This window comes from Brevundimonas sp. EAKA (assembly GCF_000698025.1).
Taxonomy (GTDB): Bacteria; Pseudomonadota; Alphaproteobacteria; order Caulobacterales; family Caulobacteraceae; genus Brevundimonas; species Brevundimonas mediterranea_A.
Map to the genome: position 1 here is coordinate 1 of NZ_JMQR01000079.1, position 14511 is coordinate 14511.

The following is a 14511-nucleotide window of genomic DNA, read 5'->3' on the forward strand; positions in this document are numbered from 1 at the left end:
GTGCTGGACATCCCTCTGCTGTTCGAAACCGGCGGCGACGCCCATGTGGACGCGGTGGTCGTGGTCACCGCCGACCCAGAGATCCAGGCCGAACGCGTCTTGGCCCGCCCCGGCATGACCCGCGAGCGGTTCGAAGCCATTCTGGCCCGCCAGATGCCGGACGCCGAAAAGCGCGCCCGCGCCGATTTCGTCATCGATACGGGCCGTGGGCTCGAAGCGGCGCGTGCCGATGTGGCGGCCATAGTCGAGACCGTGCTGGATCCGGCGTGGATATCTCCGCGTCACGGTAAAGCCGGTCTTCCGCAAAGCGACGAACGACTCCATTAAGAGCCAATGGCGCGCGAGATTGTTCTGGACACCGAAACCACCGGCTTCGACCCCAAGACGGGCGACCGGCTGATCGAGGTCGGCTGTATCGAGATTCAGGACCTGCTGCCGACCGGCCGCACCTTTCACCGGTTCGTCAATCCGGAACGCCTGATCCCTCCCGACGCGATCCGGGTTCACGGCATCACCGACGACAAGGTGAAGGACGCCCCCAAATTCCACGAGATCGCCGACGATCTGATCGAATTCATCGGCGACGCGCCGATGATCGCCCACAACGCCGGATTCGACCGCAACTTCATCGACTTCGAATACAAGCTGTGCGGCCGGCCGATCACGGGCGAGACGCGCTGGATCGACACGCTGAAACTGGCTCAGGCCCGGTTCCCGGGCATGCCCAATTCGCTGGACGCGCTGTGCAAGCGGTTCAAGGTGTCGCTGGTCGAACGCACGCTTCACGGCGCCCTGATCGACGCCCGCCTGCTGGCCGAGGTCTATCTGGAGCTTCGCGGCGGCAAGGAGCGGGTGCTGGACCTGTCGTCGGCGCCGGTCGCGGGTCGTTCGGCAGGCGTCGCCGTCCCGACCGCCGCCTACGGCCCGCGTCCCCAGCCGCTGGCCCTGCGTTCGAGCCCGGAGGAACAGGCCGCCCACATCGCCTTCCTGGCTAAGGCTCTGAAGGACCGCGCCCTGTGGGAAGCCTATGGAGTCAGGGTCGAGGAAGAGGCGGCTTAGTCAAATTCCCCCCATGAGAGGAGGGGGAATTGTGCTTACGCCTGGCCCGTTTCGACCGGCTGCTGGGCGATCTGCTGCTGGCGCGCGATATAGATGGCGGCGAAGTCGATCGGGTCCAGCATGAAGGGCGGATAGAAGCCGCCGTCCGCGGTGGCGCGCGAGATGATTTCGCGGGCGAACGGGAACAGATAGCGCGGGCATTCGATCAGCAGCAGGGGCTCGATGTCCTGCTCCTGGACATTGGCCAGCTGGAACAGGCCGCCATAGACCAGCTCGACGTGGAAGACCGCCTGGTTTTCGTGGCTGGCCTTGATCGACAGCTTCAGGTCCAGTTCGAACAGACCGTCGGGACGGCCCTGGGCCGACATTTCGACGCCCAGGTCGATGGCCGGCTTGCCGTCGATACGCAGGGATTCCGGCGCGCGCGGGTTCTCGAACGAGAAGTCGCGGACATATTGCGCCAGAATGCGGAAGCCGGGACCGGCGGGCTGGCCTTGCTGCGGCTGGGTCCCGGTCGGGGCCCCGTTTTGGGCGTTGGTGTCGGCGGGCGGAGCGGCGTCGGTCATGGGCGTCTTCGATTGCGGAAAAAGGCCGATTGGGCCGGGAATAAGGCGCCGCGACTACCACGCCGAGACGCTTGGCCGCAACGTCGCTTGCTCGACAGGGGGCGCGCGCCGCCTTGCGCCGTCCTATATGAGCCCGTAATCGTCTCCATGGCGCACCCTCGCTCACGCGCCGACAGTCAGGAAGTCCCCTTGCCGGTCCAGTTCCAGATCGTGATTTTCGCCGTCATCGCGGCGATCGTCCTGTTCCAGCTCTATAATGTGCTGGGCAAGAGAGTCGGCCGTCAGCCGCAGGAGGACGCCAAGGTCCTCCCCTCGTCGCAGACGGCCACGGCCGAGGTCTCCAAAACCCCGGCCCTGGACGCCGCCACCCTCGCTTCCATCGCCGGGCTGAAGGCGCGCGATCCGGCCTTCGACCCCAATCGTTTCGTCGAGGGCGCGCGTCAGGCCTATGAGACCATCGTCCGCGGTTACGCCGCCGGCGACCGCGCGGCCCTGACGCCGCTCCTGACGCCCAATGTCATGGCCTCCTTCGACGCCGGCATCGCGGCGCGCGAGACGCGCGGCGAGACCGAGACCGTCGAATTCCTCTTCCCGCCCCGCGCGGACCTGGAAGGCGCCACCGTCCAGGGGGACAAGGCGGTGGCCAAGGTCCGCTTCCTGGCCGAACTGCGCAGCCGCGTGACCAAGGCCTCGGGCGACACCGCCGATTCCGTCACCGGCGAGCCCCTGGTCGAGGAACGCCGCACCGCCGAACACTGGACCTTCGAACGCACCCTGGGCGCCGCCGATCCCAACTGGGTCCTGGCCCGCGTCGAGCCGGCCAACGCCTGATGTCGGCCATTCTGCGGCGGGTCCGGGAGACGTCCCTTCTGGCGTCGGTCCTGGCCGTCGCCGCCTGTTCCACCGGCCCCGCGACGCCGACCGTTCCGGGAACAGGGCCCACGTCCTATGTCCCCTCGTCCGGTCCGGCCGCTCCCCCGCCCTCGCCGTCCGATGCTCTCAGTCCCGCCGTCTTGCCGGGTTGGAACGACGAAGATCATCTGGCGGCCTTCCACGCCTATCTCGACGGATGCGGCGCGGCGCGCGACGCCGCCGCTCGGGGGGTCTGCGGCCAGGCCAAGACCATGGCGGCCACGACGAGCGTGACCCCGTCGAGCGCACGCGCCTTTTTTGAAGCGAACTTCAGCGCCGTTCCCGCCGTCGCCGCCGACGGCCGCCCGGGCCTGTTGACGGCCTATTTCGCGCCGGAATATCCGGCGCGCCGTGTCCCGGACGACGAGTTTTCTGCGCCTGTGCTGCCCAAGCCCGCCGATCCGCGCGGCGCCGGCGACCGGGCGATGGTGGAATCCAACGCCCGCCCCGATCAGGCCCTGGCCTGGATGCGGGCCGAGGACCTGTTCTTCCTGCAGATCCAGGGCTCCGGCTATCTGACGTTCGAGGACGGGTCGCGCGCCCGCGCCGCCTACGCCGCCGACAACGGCCGCCCCTTCGTCGGCATCGCCCGACCCATGGCGCGCCAGGGCCTGTTGCCGGAAAACGGAACCTCGGGGGACGCCATCCGCGCCTGGCTGGCCGAACACCGGGGTTATGAAGCCCAGACGGTCATGGCGCTGAATCCACGCTACATCTTTTTCCGGCTCGACCCGGATGACGACGGACATCCGGCCGGGGCGGCGGGCGTGCCCCTGACCGAGCGTCGGGCTGTCGCCGTCGATCCGTCCCAGTGGCGCTATGGCGAACTGGTGTGGCTGGACGCGGATGGCGGAAACCTGCGCGGCGCCACGGCCTCGTATCGGGGCCTGGCCATGGCGCTCGACACCGGTTCGGCCATTCGGGGCCCGGTCCGCGCCGACCTCTATATGGGCCGGGGCGACGCCGCCGGGGCCGAGGCCGGCACAGTGCGTCACCCTCTGCACATGTGGCGACTGGTGCCGAAAGGCTAGGCGACGGTCAGGGTCGCCGCGATATTGCCGCGCGTGGCGTGGCAATAGGGGCGGACCGTGTCCGCCTCGGCCTAAGCCCCGGCTACGTCTAGGCCAGGTCCTCGATCTCGGCCTCGGTCAGCTCGCCGGGAACGATGGTGACCGGCAGCTTGCGCCCGCCCAGCTGCGCCCCCTGTTTGATGATGGCCGACACCAGCGGCCCCGGTCCCCGCGACCCGGTCCCGGCGGCCAGAACCAGAATCTTGATGTCGGGATCGTCGCCGACCACCTTCTTGATCGCGCCCTGGGCCTCGCCCTGTTCGATCAGGAAGACGGGCGGTGCGCCGGATCGCTCCAGCGCCTCCTCCCCCAGCCGGTTCAGCAGGGTTTCGGCCTCTTCCCGCTGCTGGCGTTCGATTTCCTCACGAACGCCAGACCAGTGGGCGTCGCTGTTGGACGGGAGAACCCGCAGCATGACCACCCGTCCGCCGGTCGAGCGCGCGCGTCGGCAGGCGAAGCGCAGCGCCGCCTCGAACTCGGGACTGTCATCGACGACGACCAGGAATTTTCTCGGCATGCCGGCTCCCCTGCCCGCCTATCGGCCCAGCGCCGAAGACGTCTTCAAGAACTCACCGCTGCGGACGCCAGATCGCGGATCGCTGCATTGGCGATGGTCAGCTTGGCGAAGGTCCAGCCCGATCCGGACTGTTCGATCTCGTCCACCGTGGCGCGCACGCCTTCGACCACGGCCAGTTTCGAACCGATCCAGGCGTCCACGGCGCCCTCGGCCGCATCCTCGCTGACCCCGACCGCGGCGTCCGAGACCCGGGCCACGGCGCGGGTCAGGGTCGACTGTTCGTTCATCAGGTCCTCGATCATGCGACGCACGGCCAGTCGGTCGAAATGATCGATCGACGGGATCGAACCGGCGGCGGCGCGCAACCGGTCGAAGTCGAAGGCGGCGCCGACCTGGTGATACAGCCGCGCCATGGCCGCGACCGGCCAACCGCTCTCCTGGGCCAGATCGCCGATATCGGCGGCGGCCACCAGGGGGCGCATAATGGCGATGCGGCGGGTCAGATCCTGCGGCGCTCCATGATGGGCGAAGATGGCGACACGATCATCCAGACGGCCCTGTTCGAACCGCGACAGAACCGGCGCGCCCTCGGCCTGAAGCGCGTCGGCGGTCGGACGATAGCGGTCGATCAGGCCCTGGACCGAAGCCCCGGCCTTGGCGCGACGGGCCAGCCAGAAGGTCTGGCGACGCAGCACCACGGCGATCTCGCGATAGAGGGCGGTCTGGGCCTCGGCCGAGATCTTCAGGTCCAGGGCCGAGACTGCGTCCCAGGCCTCGTCCAGGCGGAACACGCGCCGCGCCGCCTCGAAGGCGATGATCAGGGCGGTGGTGTCGCACTCGGCGGAGCCGCGCAGCCGGTCCGGGAAGGTCGGACCGCACATGTTGACGACTTCGTTGGCCATGACGGTGGCGATGATCTCGCGCCGCAGACGGTGGCTCTTCATCTCCGGCTCGAACCGGGCCAGGGCCTGCGGGAAATAGCGGACCAGGGTCTGTTCGAAGAAGGGGTCTTCCGGCGCGCGTGAGGCGACGATTTCTTCCGACAGCTCCAGCTTGGCGTAGGCGGTCAGCACCGCCAGTTCCGGCCGGGCCAGCGGAATCCCGGCGGCCATCATCTCCTTGATGCGGGCGTCGTTCGGCAGGCCTTCGACCTTGCGGTCCAGTTTGCCGCGCGCCGACAGGGCCTGCATGAAGCGTTGCTGGGCGTCCAGGGCGGTCGCGCCTTCGGCCTGTTGCAAGGTCAGGGCCAGGGTCTGGTCATAATTATGGGCCAGCACCTTCAGGCCCACCTCCTCGGTCATCGAGGCCAGCAGCGGGGCGCGGTCCTCGGCCGGCAGGACCCCGTTGGTCACGGCCGACCCGACCAGGATCTTGATGTTGACCTCGTGGTCCGAGGTGTCGACCCCGGCCGAGTTGTCGATGGCGTCGGTGTTCATCCGGCCGCCGCCCTGGCCGAAGACGATGCGGCCTGCCTGGGTGAAGCCCAGGTTCGCGCCCTCGCCCACCACCTTGACCCGCAGCTCGTCGGCGTTGATCCGCAGGGCGTCGGTGCCCTTGTCGCCGACCTGGGCGTCGGTCTCGGCCGCCGATTTCACATAGGTGCCGATGCCGCCCAGATACAGCAGGTCCGCCGGCGCCTTCAGGATGGCCCGGATCAGGCTGACCGGATCCAGTTCGTCTTCCGTGATGTCCAGCGCCGCCTTGATTTCAGGCGTCAGCTGGATCGACTTGGCGGACCGCGAGAAGACGCCGCCGCCCTGGGAAATCAGACCCTTGTCATAGTCCTGCCAGGACGAACGCGGCAGGTCGAACAGCCGTTTGCGTTCGGTCCAGCTGGCGGCGGGGTCGGGCGTGGGATCGATGAAGATGTCGCGGTGATCGAAGGCGGCGATCAGCTTGGTCGCCTTGGACAGCAGGGCGCCGTTGCCGAAGACGTCGCCCGACATGTCGCCCACGCCCACCATGGTGAAGGGTTCGGTCTGGATGTCCCAGACCTTGGCGCGCGGACCGATCTCGCGGAAGTGGCGTTTGACCGCCTCCCAGGCGCCGCGCGCGGTGATGCCCATGGCCTTGTGGTCATAGCCGATCGACCCGCCGCTGGCGAAGGCGTCGCCCAGCCAGAAGCCGTAGGCGGCCGAGACCCCGTTGGCGATGTCGGAGAAGGTCGCCGTGCCCTTGTCCGCCGCGACGACCAGATAGGGGTCGTCGCCTTCCCAGGCCACGACATGGGCGGGGCGGGCCACAGAACCGTCGGCGGCGATGTTGTCGGTGATGTCCAGCAGGCCCGACAGGAAGGTGCGATAGGCGCGGATGGCCTCGCCCTGAATGGCCTCGCGATCGGTCGTGCGTGGAAGCTGCTTGGGATAGAAGCCGCCCTTGGAACCGACCGGAACGATGACGGCGTTCTTGACCTGCTGCGCCTTGACCAGGCCCAGCACCTCAGTGCGGAAGTCGTCGCGCCGATCTGACCAGCGCAAACCGCCCCGCGCCACCGGTCCGAAGCGCAGATGCACCCCCTCGACGTGCGGCGCCCAGACGAAGATCTCGCGATAGGGCTTGGGCAGCGGCAGATCTTCCAGCTCGCTCGAGGCGATCTTGATCGAGATGTGCGGCTTGGCCAGGCCGTCGGAACCCAGCTGGAAATAGTTGGTTCGCTTGATCGCGCCGATCAAGGCGGCCATCCGGCGCAGGGCCTTGTCGTGGTCCAGGCTCTTCACGTCCTGCAACAGGGTCGTGATCTTGGCGTTCAGTTCGGCTACCGCGCCTTCGCGGGCCTCAACGGCGCCGTCCGCAGGGTCGAACCGGGCCTTGAACAGCGACAGCAGGGCTCGCGACAGGTCGGGATATTCGCGCAGGGCCTCTTCCTGCACCGACTGGGACGGATCAAGGCCCGTCTGTTGACGATAACGGGCCAGGGTGCGGATCAGGGCGGCCTCGCGCCATTCCATGCCCAGTTCGACCACCAGACGGTTGAAACCGTCGCTCTCGGTGCGGCCATTCCACACGGCGGCGAAGGCCCGTTCGAACGGGCCTTTCACATCGGCGAAGACCAGGGCCTCGCCGCGGGGATCCTCCATCAGGAATTCGTGGACGTGGATCTCTTCCTCGCCCAGCGGCCGGATCGGATAGCCGTACTCCTCCAGGGTCTTCAGACCCATGTCGGCCATGATCGGCAGGACGTCCGACAGGGGCACCGACGGGCCGCGGCGATAGAGCTTGAAGCGGAACTGCAGACGGCTGTCGTCGGCGTTGCGGAAGGCGCGGACCGCCACCGATTCTCCGGCTCCGACGTGTCCCGTCGCGTTCAACCGGTCCATCTCGCCCAGATCGATCGCGGCCTCGTCGGCGTCATAGCGGTCGCGATAGGCGGCGCCGAAGGCGCGGGCCCAGCGGGTGCTCAGCGGCCCGACCTCGACATCGGCCACGTCGGCGCGGCGCAGGGCGGCTTCGAACCGCTCGACCCAGCCGCGCCCGGCCTCGGCCACATCATGTTCAAGCTGGGCGGCGTCGGGGACCGGATGGTCGCCCGGCGTCACGCCGATGATGAAATGGACCCGCACAAGGGGGGCGTCCGACAGTTGCGGATACCAGGCCGAGATCCGGCCGCCCCAGGCGCGGGCGACGATCTGGCCGATCCGCTCGCGCACCGAGGAATCGAATTTTTCGCGCGGGACGAAGCACAGGACCGAGACGAACCGGTCGAACGGATCCTGGCGGGTGAACAGGCGGATGCGCGGCCGGTCGTAGAGGTGAAGTATGCCCAGGGCGATGGAAAGAAGCTCGTCCTCACCGATCTGGAACAGTTCGTCGCGCGGATAATTCTCGAGAATATTGCGCAGCCGCTTTTCGTTATGGCTGCCAGGCGCCTTGTCGGCACGGCTCAGCACATTGGCCACCTTGCGGCGGATCAGCGGCGTTTCGATCGCCAGCTGGTCATAGGCGTCGGAGGTGAACAGGCCGACGAACCGCGTCTCGCCCGTCGCCTTGCCGTCCGCGCCGTAACGCTTGACCCCGACATAATCCATGTAGGCGCGCCGGTGAACGCGGGACCGGGCGTTGGCCTTGGCCACCGTGACGGGGTCGCTCAGATCCAGCTGCCGGCGCATCTGACGGGTCAGGACGGCGGGTTCCGACGCGCGACGCAGAACGGTGCGGTCGGGGTCGGCCAGTATGCCCAGACCGGCGCTCGACTGGCTCAACGGAGCCTCGGCCTCGTAGTCGCCGTCGGCCTTCAGGGGGTAGTTATAGTCGCGAGCGCCCAGGAAGACGAAATGATCGCTCTTCAGCCATTTGAGGAAGGCGATGTTTTCGGCCAGAACCGCCGGATCGACGCTTGGCGGCGTCGCCTCCAGCCTTTGCATGGCCTGACGCATCAGGCCGGTCATGGCCTCGTGGTCGGCCACGGCGGCGTGGACGTCGGTCAGGCACTCGGCCAGGCCCTCGCCCAGGGCGTCACGCCGCTCCTGCGGAGCGCCGTCGATCACCAGCATGATCACCGACAGACGGCGATCACCCAGCTTGACCACCGGGTGGAACAGGGCGCGCACCGAGACCCCGGCCTCGGCCAGGGCGCCCATGACGCTGTCGACCAGGAAGGGGGCGTCCGTCTGGACGATGCGGACCAGGTCATAGTCCAGGGCCTGGCCGTCGGCGCCGGCCAGGGGGCCGACGGTGATCAGGGGAGCTGAACCGGCCGGATAGTCCTTGGCCGCCCGCCACGAGGCGGCTAGGAGCGCGGCCAGATCCTCGCCGTCCAGCTCGGGGGTCTCGTCTGCGGCGTAGTCCTCGTGCGCCTGGGCGAGGAAGGATTGCTCCGGCTTGCCGGGGCTGGTGCCGAGAATCCGCGCGAATGAGGTTTCCAGGGCGGCCGAGGAGATCGGCTGAACCGGGACGGGGCGCGGATCGAGGGCGGTCATGGACTACAGTCTCGGGCGACGCGGCCTTGGCCGCAAGGGGCACGGCGCGACGAGGCGCCACAGCGTTGACTAGGCCAGGTCCGGTCGCGCGGGAAGCCCCCGATGATCGAAGATTCTCATGAACAGCGTTCAGGTTGGAAGAATTGTGCGGCGCCACAAACGAGAAGGCCGCCGAGCGGGGGAACTCGGCGGCCTGCGCGAACGACGCTCGGGGAGGGGAGTGTGCGTCGGTCGCTTCGCTGCGGTTCGGAGGGGAATGTCCCGCAGCGGTAAGGATCAGATGGGAAGCCTTGTTTGAGGTTCAAGAGACGAAAACACGGCTTTCGATGTGGCGCGGCGCCGCAGGTTCAGGCTCCGGCCCTGCCCTCTGTTTCCGTCTCGGTCTCGCCCGCCTTCTTCCGGTTCGACTTGCCCTCGTCGGCATAGGGTTCGCCGTCGCCCGACAGCAGGATGGCCATCCAGCGTGATCCCTGGAATTCAGCCAGGATCGCCATGGCCATGACCGCCAGAGGGGTGGACAGGAACATGCCCACAACGCCCCACAGCTTGCCCCAGAAGGCCAGGGACAGCAGGACCACGACGGGGTCGATGTTCTGGTTGTCGCCCTGCATCCGCGGCTGGATCATATTGCCGACGATGAACAATATGGTCTGAAGCCCGACCAGCAGGATCAGGGCCGGCCAGTAGCTGGGGAATTGCACCAGGGCGAACAGGGGGGGCGCCAGTCCCGCCACGGCCCCGCCCAGCACCGGAATGAAGCCGACGATGAAGATGACGAAGGTCCAGAACTCGGCGTTCTGAAGCCCCACGGCGCGCATCAGGATCCAGGCCACGACGCAGATCATGGCGCCGGTGACGGTCTGGACCCAGATATAGCCCTCGACCCCGCCGCGAACCCGTTCGAACACTGCGATCGCTTCGTCGCGCTGGCGCTTTTGCGGGAACATGGTGACGATCTTGCGTCGGAAGCCGATCTGCGAGGCCAGGAGAAAGCCCAGGTAGACCATGACGAAGAAGGCCCCGGAGGCGATGCCCTGGGCCTGTATGGCGATGGAGGCGACATAGCCGCGAATATCGACGCCGTTGATCAGCTCCTGGGCCGTCGGCGGATTGTTCAGGCGCGCCATGCCGTAGACGTCGCGGATGATCTGATCGATGCGCGGCCCGATATTCTGCGAAACGCCCGAGGCTTCGCCGAAGAAGCCCGCCGCACCGTTCACGATGATGCCGATGGAGGCGAAGAAGGCCAGGACCACCAATACGAGGGCGGCGACACCGGCCCAGCGGTCGTTCAGCGGGGTCCGGGCCGCCACGGTCCGCTTCACCCCGTCGATCATGATCAGCAGGAACAGGGCCATGGCCAGAGGCGTCAGTATGTCCCGAAGCCAGTAGACGGCCGCGCCCGCCGCGACGGTCGCGATCAGGGCGGCGGCGTTCCGCGATACGGCCGAAGACTGCATGGTGAGGGGGTTCTTCATGGCGATCCTTGTCGGCGGCGGGCCGAGCGGCGTCAACACGCACGAACAGCGACGGTTCCGACGCGCGGGGCTCTGCGCTAGACCTAGCCGGTTCTCTGGAGACTTTTCATGTCCGACGCCCCTGCCGGCCTATTCCTCGGCCAGTCCGACGCCGCCCAGCCGGAAGCCCTGCTGTTTCACCGCGCCAACCGACACGGCGTGGTCGCCGGCGCCACTGGCACCGGCAAGACGGTCACCCTTCAGATCATGGCTCAGGGCTTCTCTGACGCCGGGGTGCCGGTCTTCTGCGCCGATGTGAAGGGGGACCTTTCGGGCATTTCCCAGGTCGGAACGCCGAACGAGAAGCTGATCGCCCGGGCGACCGAAATGGGTCTGACCCTGACGCCGCGAGCGGCTCCGACCGTCTTCTGGGACCTGTACGGACAGAAGGGCCACCCGATCCGCACCACCGTGTCAGAGATCGGTCCGGTGCTGATGTCCCGGATGCTGGGCCTCAACGAGGTGCAGGAAGGCGTGATGACCGTCGTCTTCCATATCGCCGACAAGGAGGGCCTGCTGCTGCTGGACCTGGGCGATCTGCGCAGTCTGCTGGTCTATGTGGGCGAGAACGCCGAGCGGATCGGCCGCGAGGTCGGCAATGTCGCCCCCGCCTCCATCGCCGCCATCCAGCGCGCCCTGCTGCAGCTTGAGCAACAGGGCGGCGACGCCTTCTTCGGTGAACCGGCCCTGAAGCTGGAGGACATGATCCGCGTCGGCCTCGACGGGCGCGGTCAGGTCAATGTGCTGGACTCCACGCGGCTGATGAACAGCCCGCGCCTGTATGGGGCCTTCCTGCTGTGGCTGTTGTCGGAGCTGTTCGAACAGCTGCCGGAGGTGGGCGATCCCGACCGGCCGCGCCTGGTCTTCTTCTTCGACGAGGCCCATCTGCTGTTCGACGACGCCCCGCGCGCCCTGCTGGACAAGGTCGAACAGGTGGTGCGGTTGATCCGGTCCAAGGGGGTGGGCGTCTATTTCGTCACCCAGAATCCAGCCGACATTCCCGACAGCGTCCTGGCCCAGCTCGGCAATCGTATCCAGCACGCGCTCCGGGCCTATACGCCGTCGGAACAGAAGGGGTTGAAGGCCGCCTCGCAGAGCTTCCGCGCCAATCCCGCCTTCGACACGGCCGAGGCCATCCAGGGCCTGGGCGTGGGCGAGGCCCTGGTCTCGGTCCTGGACGAGAAAGGCGCCCCGACCGTCGTGGCCCGCACGAAGATCCGCCCGCCGGCCTCGCGCCTGGGCCCGGCGACCGAGGCCGAGCGCGCCGCCGTCATGGCCGCCAGCCCGGTGCGCGGCCTCTACGACCAGACGCTGAACCGCGAATCCGCCGAGGAAATCCTCGCGGCCCGCCATGCCGCCACCGATCGGGCCGAGACTCAGGCCAGGGCGCAGTCGGACGCCGCCAAGGCCGCCAAGGCCGCCGAAGCTCAGGCGAAATCGAACGAGAAGGCGGTCAGGGCGGACGTCAGGGAACGGGCCCGGACGACGCCGCGCGCCAGAACCTCCAATCGTCAGACCCCGATGGAGGCCCTGACCAAGTCGGTGTTGCGCACGGCCGGGTCCACCCTCACCCGCGAACTGTTGCGGGGATTGCTGGGCGGGCTGAAGCGGCGCTAGGTCTTGCAACGGGGCGGGGGCGAGCGCATCTCCCGCCCATGTTCATTCAGACCGAACCCACGCCCAATCCCAATGTGCTGAAGTTCCTGCCGGGCCGCGAGGTTTCTCCGCTCGCCGTGCTGGACTACCGCACCATCGACGCGGCGACCGCCTCGCCCCTGGCCGAGGCCCTGTTCGAACTCGAGGGCGTCGACGGCGTCTTCTTCGGCGCCGACTATGTGTCGGTGACCCGACAGGAGCGCGGGCCGGACTGGTCGGAGATGAAGGCCCCGATCCTGGGCGTCATCATGGATCATTTCGTCTCGGGCCGGCCATTGACCGTCGCGGGGTCTGAAACCGAGACCCATGCCGAGGACGACAGCGAGATCGTGGCCGAGATCAAGGCCCTGCTGGACAGCCGCATCCGACCCGCCGTGGCCCAGGACGGCGGCGACATCCTGTTCGACGCCTTCGATGAGGCGACCGGGGTGCTGAGCCTGCGGATGCGCGGCGCCTGTTCCGGCTGCCCTTCCTCTTCGGCGACGCTGAAGGCCGGGGTTGAACAGATGATGCGCCACTATGTGCCCGAGGTGACGCGGGTCGAGCAGACCCTCTGACCGACTGACGTTTTCGTTCTCGCCAGACGTGCGGCGGGGCGCCATCCTCGGCCTCCATGCCGCGTTTCGTTCCTGATCCTGAAGTCCTTCGTCTGGGCGAGGCCCTGGCCGCCCTGCGCCGTCGACGCGGCCTGTCCCAGGCCGAGGCCGGGGCGCGTCTGGACATGACCAGCCAGGGCTGGGGCCTCTATGAATCCGGTCGCCGGCCCGGCCTGTTCCGGCCCGATGTCCAGCGTCGCCTGACCGGGGCGCTGGACGCCACGCCCGAAGCCCTGGCCTTGCTCGTTTCGGGCGCCCAGACGCCGCACGTCGATCCGGCCGCGACAGGCCTGGAAAGCCGGGGACGCGGCTTCGACGGCCCGCCGCCTGTCGTCGTGAAACACCTGAAGGTTCGCGATGACGCCCTCTCCCCCTGGGCCGAACCAGGCGTCATTCTCGAATACCAACCGGACCTGTGGCCCAGGGGCGGCCAGGGCTGCGTCATCGAGATGAAGGACGGCGATCTACGCCCGCGCCTCTTTGACCGGTCCGAGGACGACCGCCTCCATGTCCGGGGGGTGGGCGCGCTGGACCGGGCGGAGGTGATCGACCGCCAGTCCGTGGCCCGCATCTCGGCCGTGATCGCCCGCCGCGAATCATGAAACGAAAAGGTTGCATACGCGGAAAGGTTGTGAGATCGTTCCGGCATGGACAGGACGCCCCCTACTGCTCGCCAGACGGCCCGCGCGCCGGAACCCTTGGACGCCGTCGTCGGCGCCCGGATCGCATCACGGCGCACGGCCCTGGGTCTGTCGCAGACCGCACTGGGCGCCCTGATCGGGGTCAGCTGCCAACAGGTTCAGAAGTACGAAGGTGGGCAGAACCGGATCTCGGCCTCGCGACTGCACAATCTGGCCCTGGCCCTTGGACTGCCCGTCGGAGCCTTCTTTCCCGAGCCGACGGACGAGGCCGAAATCCCCGAACTGTCGATGATGCGGGCCATGGCTGCGACACCGGAAGGCCGGGCGATGGCCGTCGGTTTTTCCCGCATCGAAGACCGCGCGGTGCGTCAGGCCCTGACGCGACTGGTGGAGGTTCTGTCTCGCGCGGCCTAGAAGGCGCGCCATGAGACTTCTGGTGATCGATACGGCGCTCGGCGCCTGCACGGCGGCGGTGTTCGAGGACGAGCGACCCTTGGCCGTTCGTTTCGAACCCATGGCCAAGGGCCATCAGGAACGCCTGGGCGGTCTGGTGCGCGACGTCATGGCCGAGGCCGGCGGGGGGTTCGATGCCCTGGATCGGATCGGGGTCACTGTCGGACCCGGTTCCTTCACCGGCTTGCGGGTCGGTCTGGCCTTCGCCCAGGGGTTGGGCGCGGCCCTGGATCTGCCGGTGGTCGGGGTGTCGGCCCTGGATGGACTGGCCGCGTCTGTGGATTCGGCCGGACCGCCGGTCGCGGCCCTGATCGACGCCCGGCGAGGCCAGGTCTACGCCAAGCTGTTCATCGACGGCGCGGCCGTCGGTCCGGACGAGGCCTTGTCGCTGGACGAGGCGGCGCGACGAATCACCGCCCTGGGGAAAGAGGTTCGACTGGTCGGCTCCGGCGCCGCCGTCCTGGTCGAGGCCTTTCCTGACTTGAGCATGGCGTCCATGGACCCCCGCGTCGCGCCGTCGGCCCAGGCCCTGGGGCGACTGGTCGCCGCGGCCGATCCCGCCGACCATCCGCCCCGCCCCTTGTATCTTCGCGCGCCGGACGCCCCGC

General features: G+C 68.1%; 13 protein-coding genes. 9 read left to right on the forward strand and 4 right to left on the reverse strand.

Annotated features, from left to right (window positions below; translation table 11 throughout):
• Together ER13_RS11595 and dnaQ are read left to right on the forward strand one after the other, a co-directional pair.
• Positions 1-327 (forward strand): dephospho-CoA kinase (locus ER13_RS11595; RefSeq protein WP_035309416.1); only part of this gene is annotated, 327 nt, incomplete at its 5' end.
• Between the two features lie 6 nt (positions 328-333).
• Entirely contained in the window at positions 334-1059 is a 726-nt protein-coding gene (gene dnaQ / locus ER13_RS11600; protein ID WP_008262038.1) for a DNA polymerase III subunit epsilon, read from the forward strand.
• A gap of 35 nt (positions 1060-1094) precedes the next feature.
• On the opposite strand, the gene secB is transcribed toward dnaQ, so the two are convergent.
• Complete coding sequence (gene secB, locus ER13_RS11605; RefSeq protein ID WP_035309417.1) at positions 1095-1625, reverse strand: protein-export chaperone SecB; 531 nt, start codon at positions 1623-1625, stop codon at positions 1095-1097.
• A 189-nt stretch (positions 1626-1814) separates the two neighbouring features.
• Here secB and timA point away from each other — a divergent pair, with 189 nt between their 5' ends.
• Together timA and ER13_RS11615 are read left to right on the forward strand one after the other, a co-directional pair.
• Positions 1815-2456: a TIM44-related membrane protein TimA gene (gene timA, locus ER13_RS11610; protein ID WP_035309419.1), complete on the forward strand. Its 642-nt coding sequence runs from the start codon at positions 1815-1817 to the stop codon at positions 2454-2456.
• Complete coding sequence (locus ER13_RS11615; protein ID WP_081836216.1) at positions 2456-3568, forward strand: MltA domain-containing protein; 1113 nt, start codon at positions 2456-2458, stop codon at positions 3566-3568. Before timA ends, ER13_RS11615 begins: the two co-directional genes overlap by 1 nt.
• 88 nt (positions 3569-3656) lie before the next feature.
• Here ER13_RS11615 and ER13_RS11620 read toward each other — a convergent pair whose 3' ends face one another.
• The 3 genes from ER13_RS11620 to ER13_RS11630 all read right to left on the reverse strand — a co-directional run bounded on the left by ER13_RS11620 (position 3657) and on the right by ER13_RS11630 (position 10518).
• Positions 3657-4124, reverse strand: a complete 468-nt coding sequence (locus ER13_RS11620) for a universal stress protein (RefSeq protein ID WP_008263601.1) — start codon at positions 4122-4124, stop codon at positions 3657-3659.
• 44 nt (positions 4125-4168) lie between these two features.
• Positions 4169-9040, reverse strand: a complete 4872-nt coding sequence (locus ER13_RS11625) for an NAD-glutamate dehydrogenase (protein WP_035309421.1) — start codon at positions 9038-9040, stop codon at positions 4169-4171.
• Between the two features lie 347 nt (positions 9041-9387).
• Positions 9388-10518 carry an AI-2E family transporter gene (locus tag ER13_RS11630; RefSeq protein WP_035309423.1) on the reverse strand — a complete coding sequence of 377 codons (1131 nt, stop codon included), beginning with the start codon at positions 10516-10518 and terminating at the stop codon, positions 9388-9390.
• Between the two features lie 108 nt (positions 10519-10626).
• Here ER13_RS11630 and ER13_RS11635 point away from each other — a divergent pair, with 108 nt between their 5' ends.
• The 5 genes from ER13_RS11635 to tsaB all read left to right on the forward strand — a co-directional run.
• Positions 10627-12174: a helicase HerA-like domain-containing protein gene (locus ER13_RS11635; protein ID WP_035309425.1), complete on the forward strand. Its 1548-nt coding sequence runs from the start codon at positions 10627-10629 to the stop codon at positions 12172-12174.
• 38 nt (positions 12175-12212) lie between these two features.
• Positions 12213-12770, forward strand: coding sequence for a NifU family protein (locus ER13_RS11640; protein WP_008263738.1), 558 nt, complete (start codon positions 12213-12215; stop codon positions 12768-12770).
• Positions 12771-12826: 56 nt separating this feature from the next.
• Entirely contained in the window at positions 12827-13411 is a 585-nt protein-coding gene (locus ER13_RS11645; RefSeq protein WP_035309427.1) for a helix-turn-helix transcriptional regulator, read from the forward strand.
• 45 nt (positions 13412-13456) lie between these two features.
• Positions 13457-13864, forward strand: a complete 408-nt coding sequence (locus ER13_RS11650) for a helix-turn-helix domain-containing protein (protein ID WP_035309428.1) — start codon at positions 13457-13459, stop codon at positions 13862-13864.
• A gap of 10 nt (positions 13865-13874) precedes the next feature.
• A partial coding sequence (gene tsaB, locus ER13_RS11655) for a tRNA (adenosine(37)-N6)-threonylcarbamoyltransferase complex dimerization subunit type 1 TsaB (protein WP_035309430.1) occupies positions 13875-14511 on the forward strand: 637 nt, incomplete at its 3' end.

Excerpts from the sequence above, each read along its gene's own strand:
- ER13_RS11650 (WP_035309428.1), top strand. The coding sequence starts at position 13,457 with ATGGACAGGACGCCCCCTACTGCTCGCCAGACGGCCCGCGCGCCGGAA.
- ER13_RS11635 (WP_035309425.1), top strand. The coding sequence starts at position 10,627 with ATGTCCGACGCCCCTGCCGGCCTATTCCTCGGCCAGTCCGACGCCGCC.
- ER13_RS11620 (WP_008263601.1), bottom strand. The coding sequence starts at position 4,124 with ATGCCGAGAAAATTCCTGGTCGTCGTCGATGACAGTCCCGAGTTCGAG.
- ER13_RS11615 (WP_081836216.1), top strand. The coding sequence starts at position 2,456 with ATGTCGGCCATTCTGCGGCGGGTCCGGGAGACGTCCCTTCTGGCGTCG.
- ER13_RS11640 (WP_008263738.1), top strand. The coding sequence starts at position 12,213 with ATGTTCATTCAGACCGAACCCACGCCCAATCCCAATGTGCTGAAGTTC.
- ER13_RS11645 (WP_035309427.1), top strand. The coding sequence starts at position 12,827 with ATGCCGCGTTTCGTTCCTGATCCTGAAGTCCTTCGTCTGGGCGAGGCC.
- ER13_RS11625 (WP_035309421.1), bottom strand. The coding sequence starts at position 9,040 with ATGACCGCCCTCGATCCGCGCCCCGTCCCGGTTCAGCCGATCTCCTCG.
- secB (WP_035309417.1), bottom strand. The coding sequence starts at position 1,625 with ATGACCGACGCCGCTCCGCCCGCCGACACCAACGCCCAAAACGGGGCC.
- ER13_RS11630 (WP_035309423.1), bottom strand. The coding sequence starts at position 10,518 with ATGAAGAACCCCCTCACCATGCAGTCTTCGGCCGTATCGCGGAACGCC.
- dnaQ (WP_008262038.1), top strand. The coding sequence starts at position 334 with ATGGCGCGCGAGATTGTTCTGGACACCGAAACCACCGGCTTCGACCCC.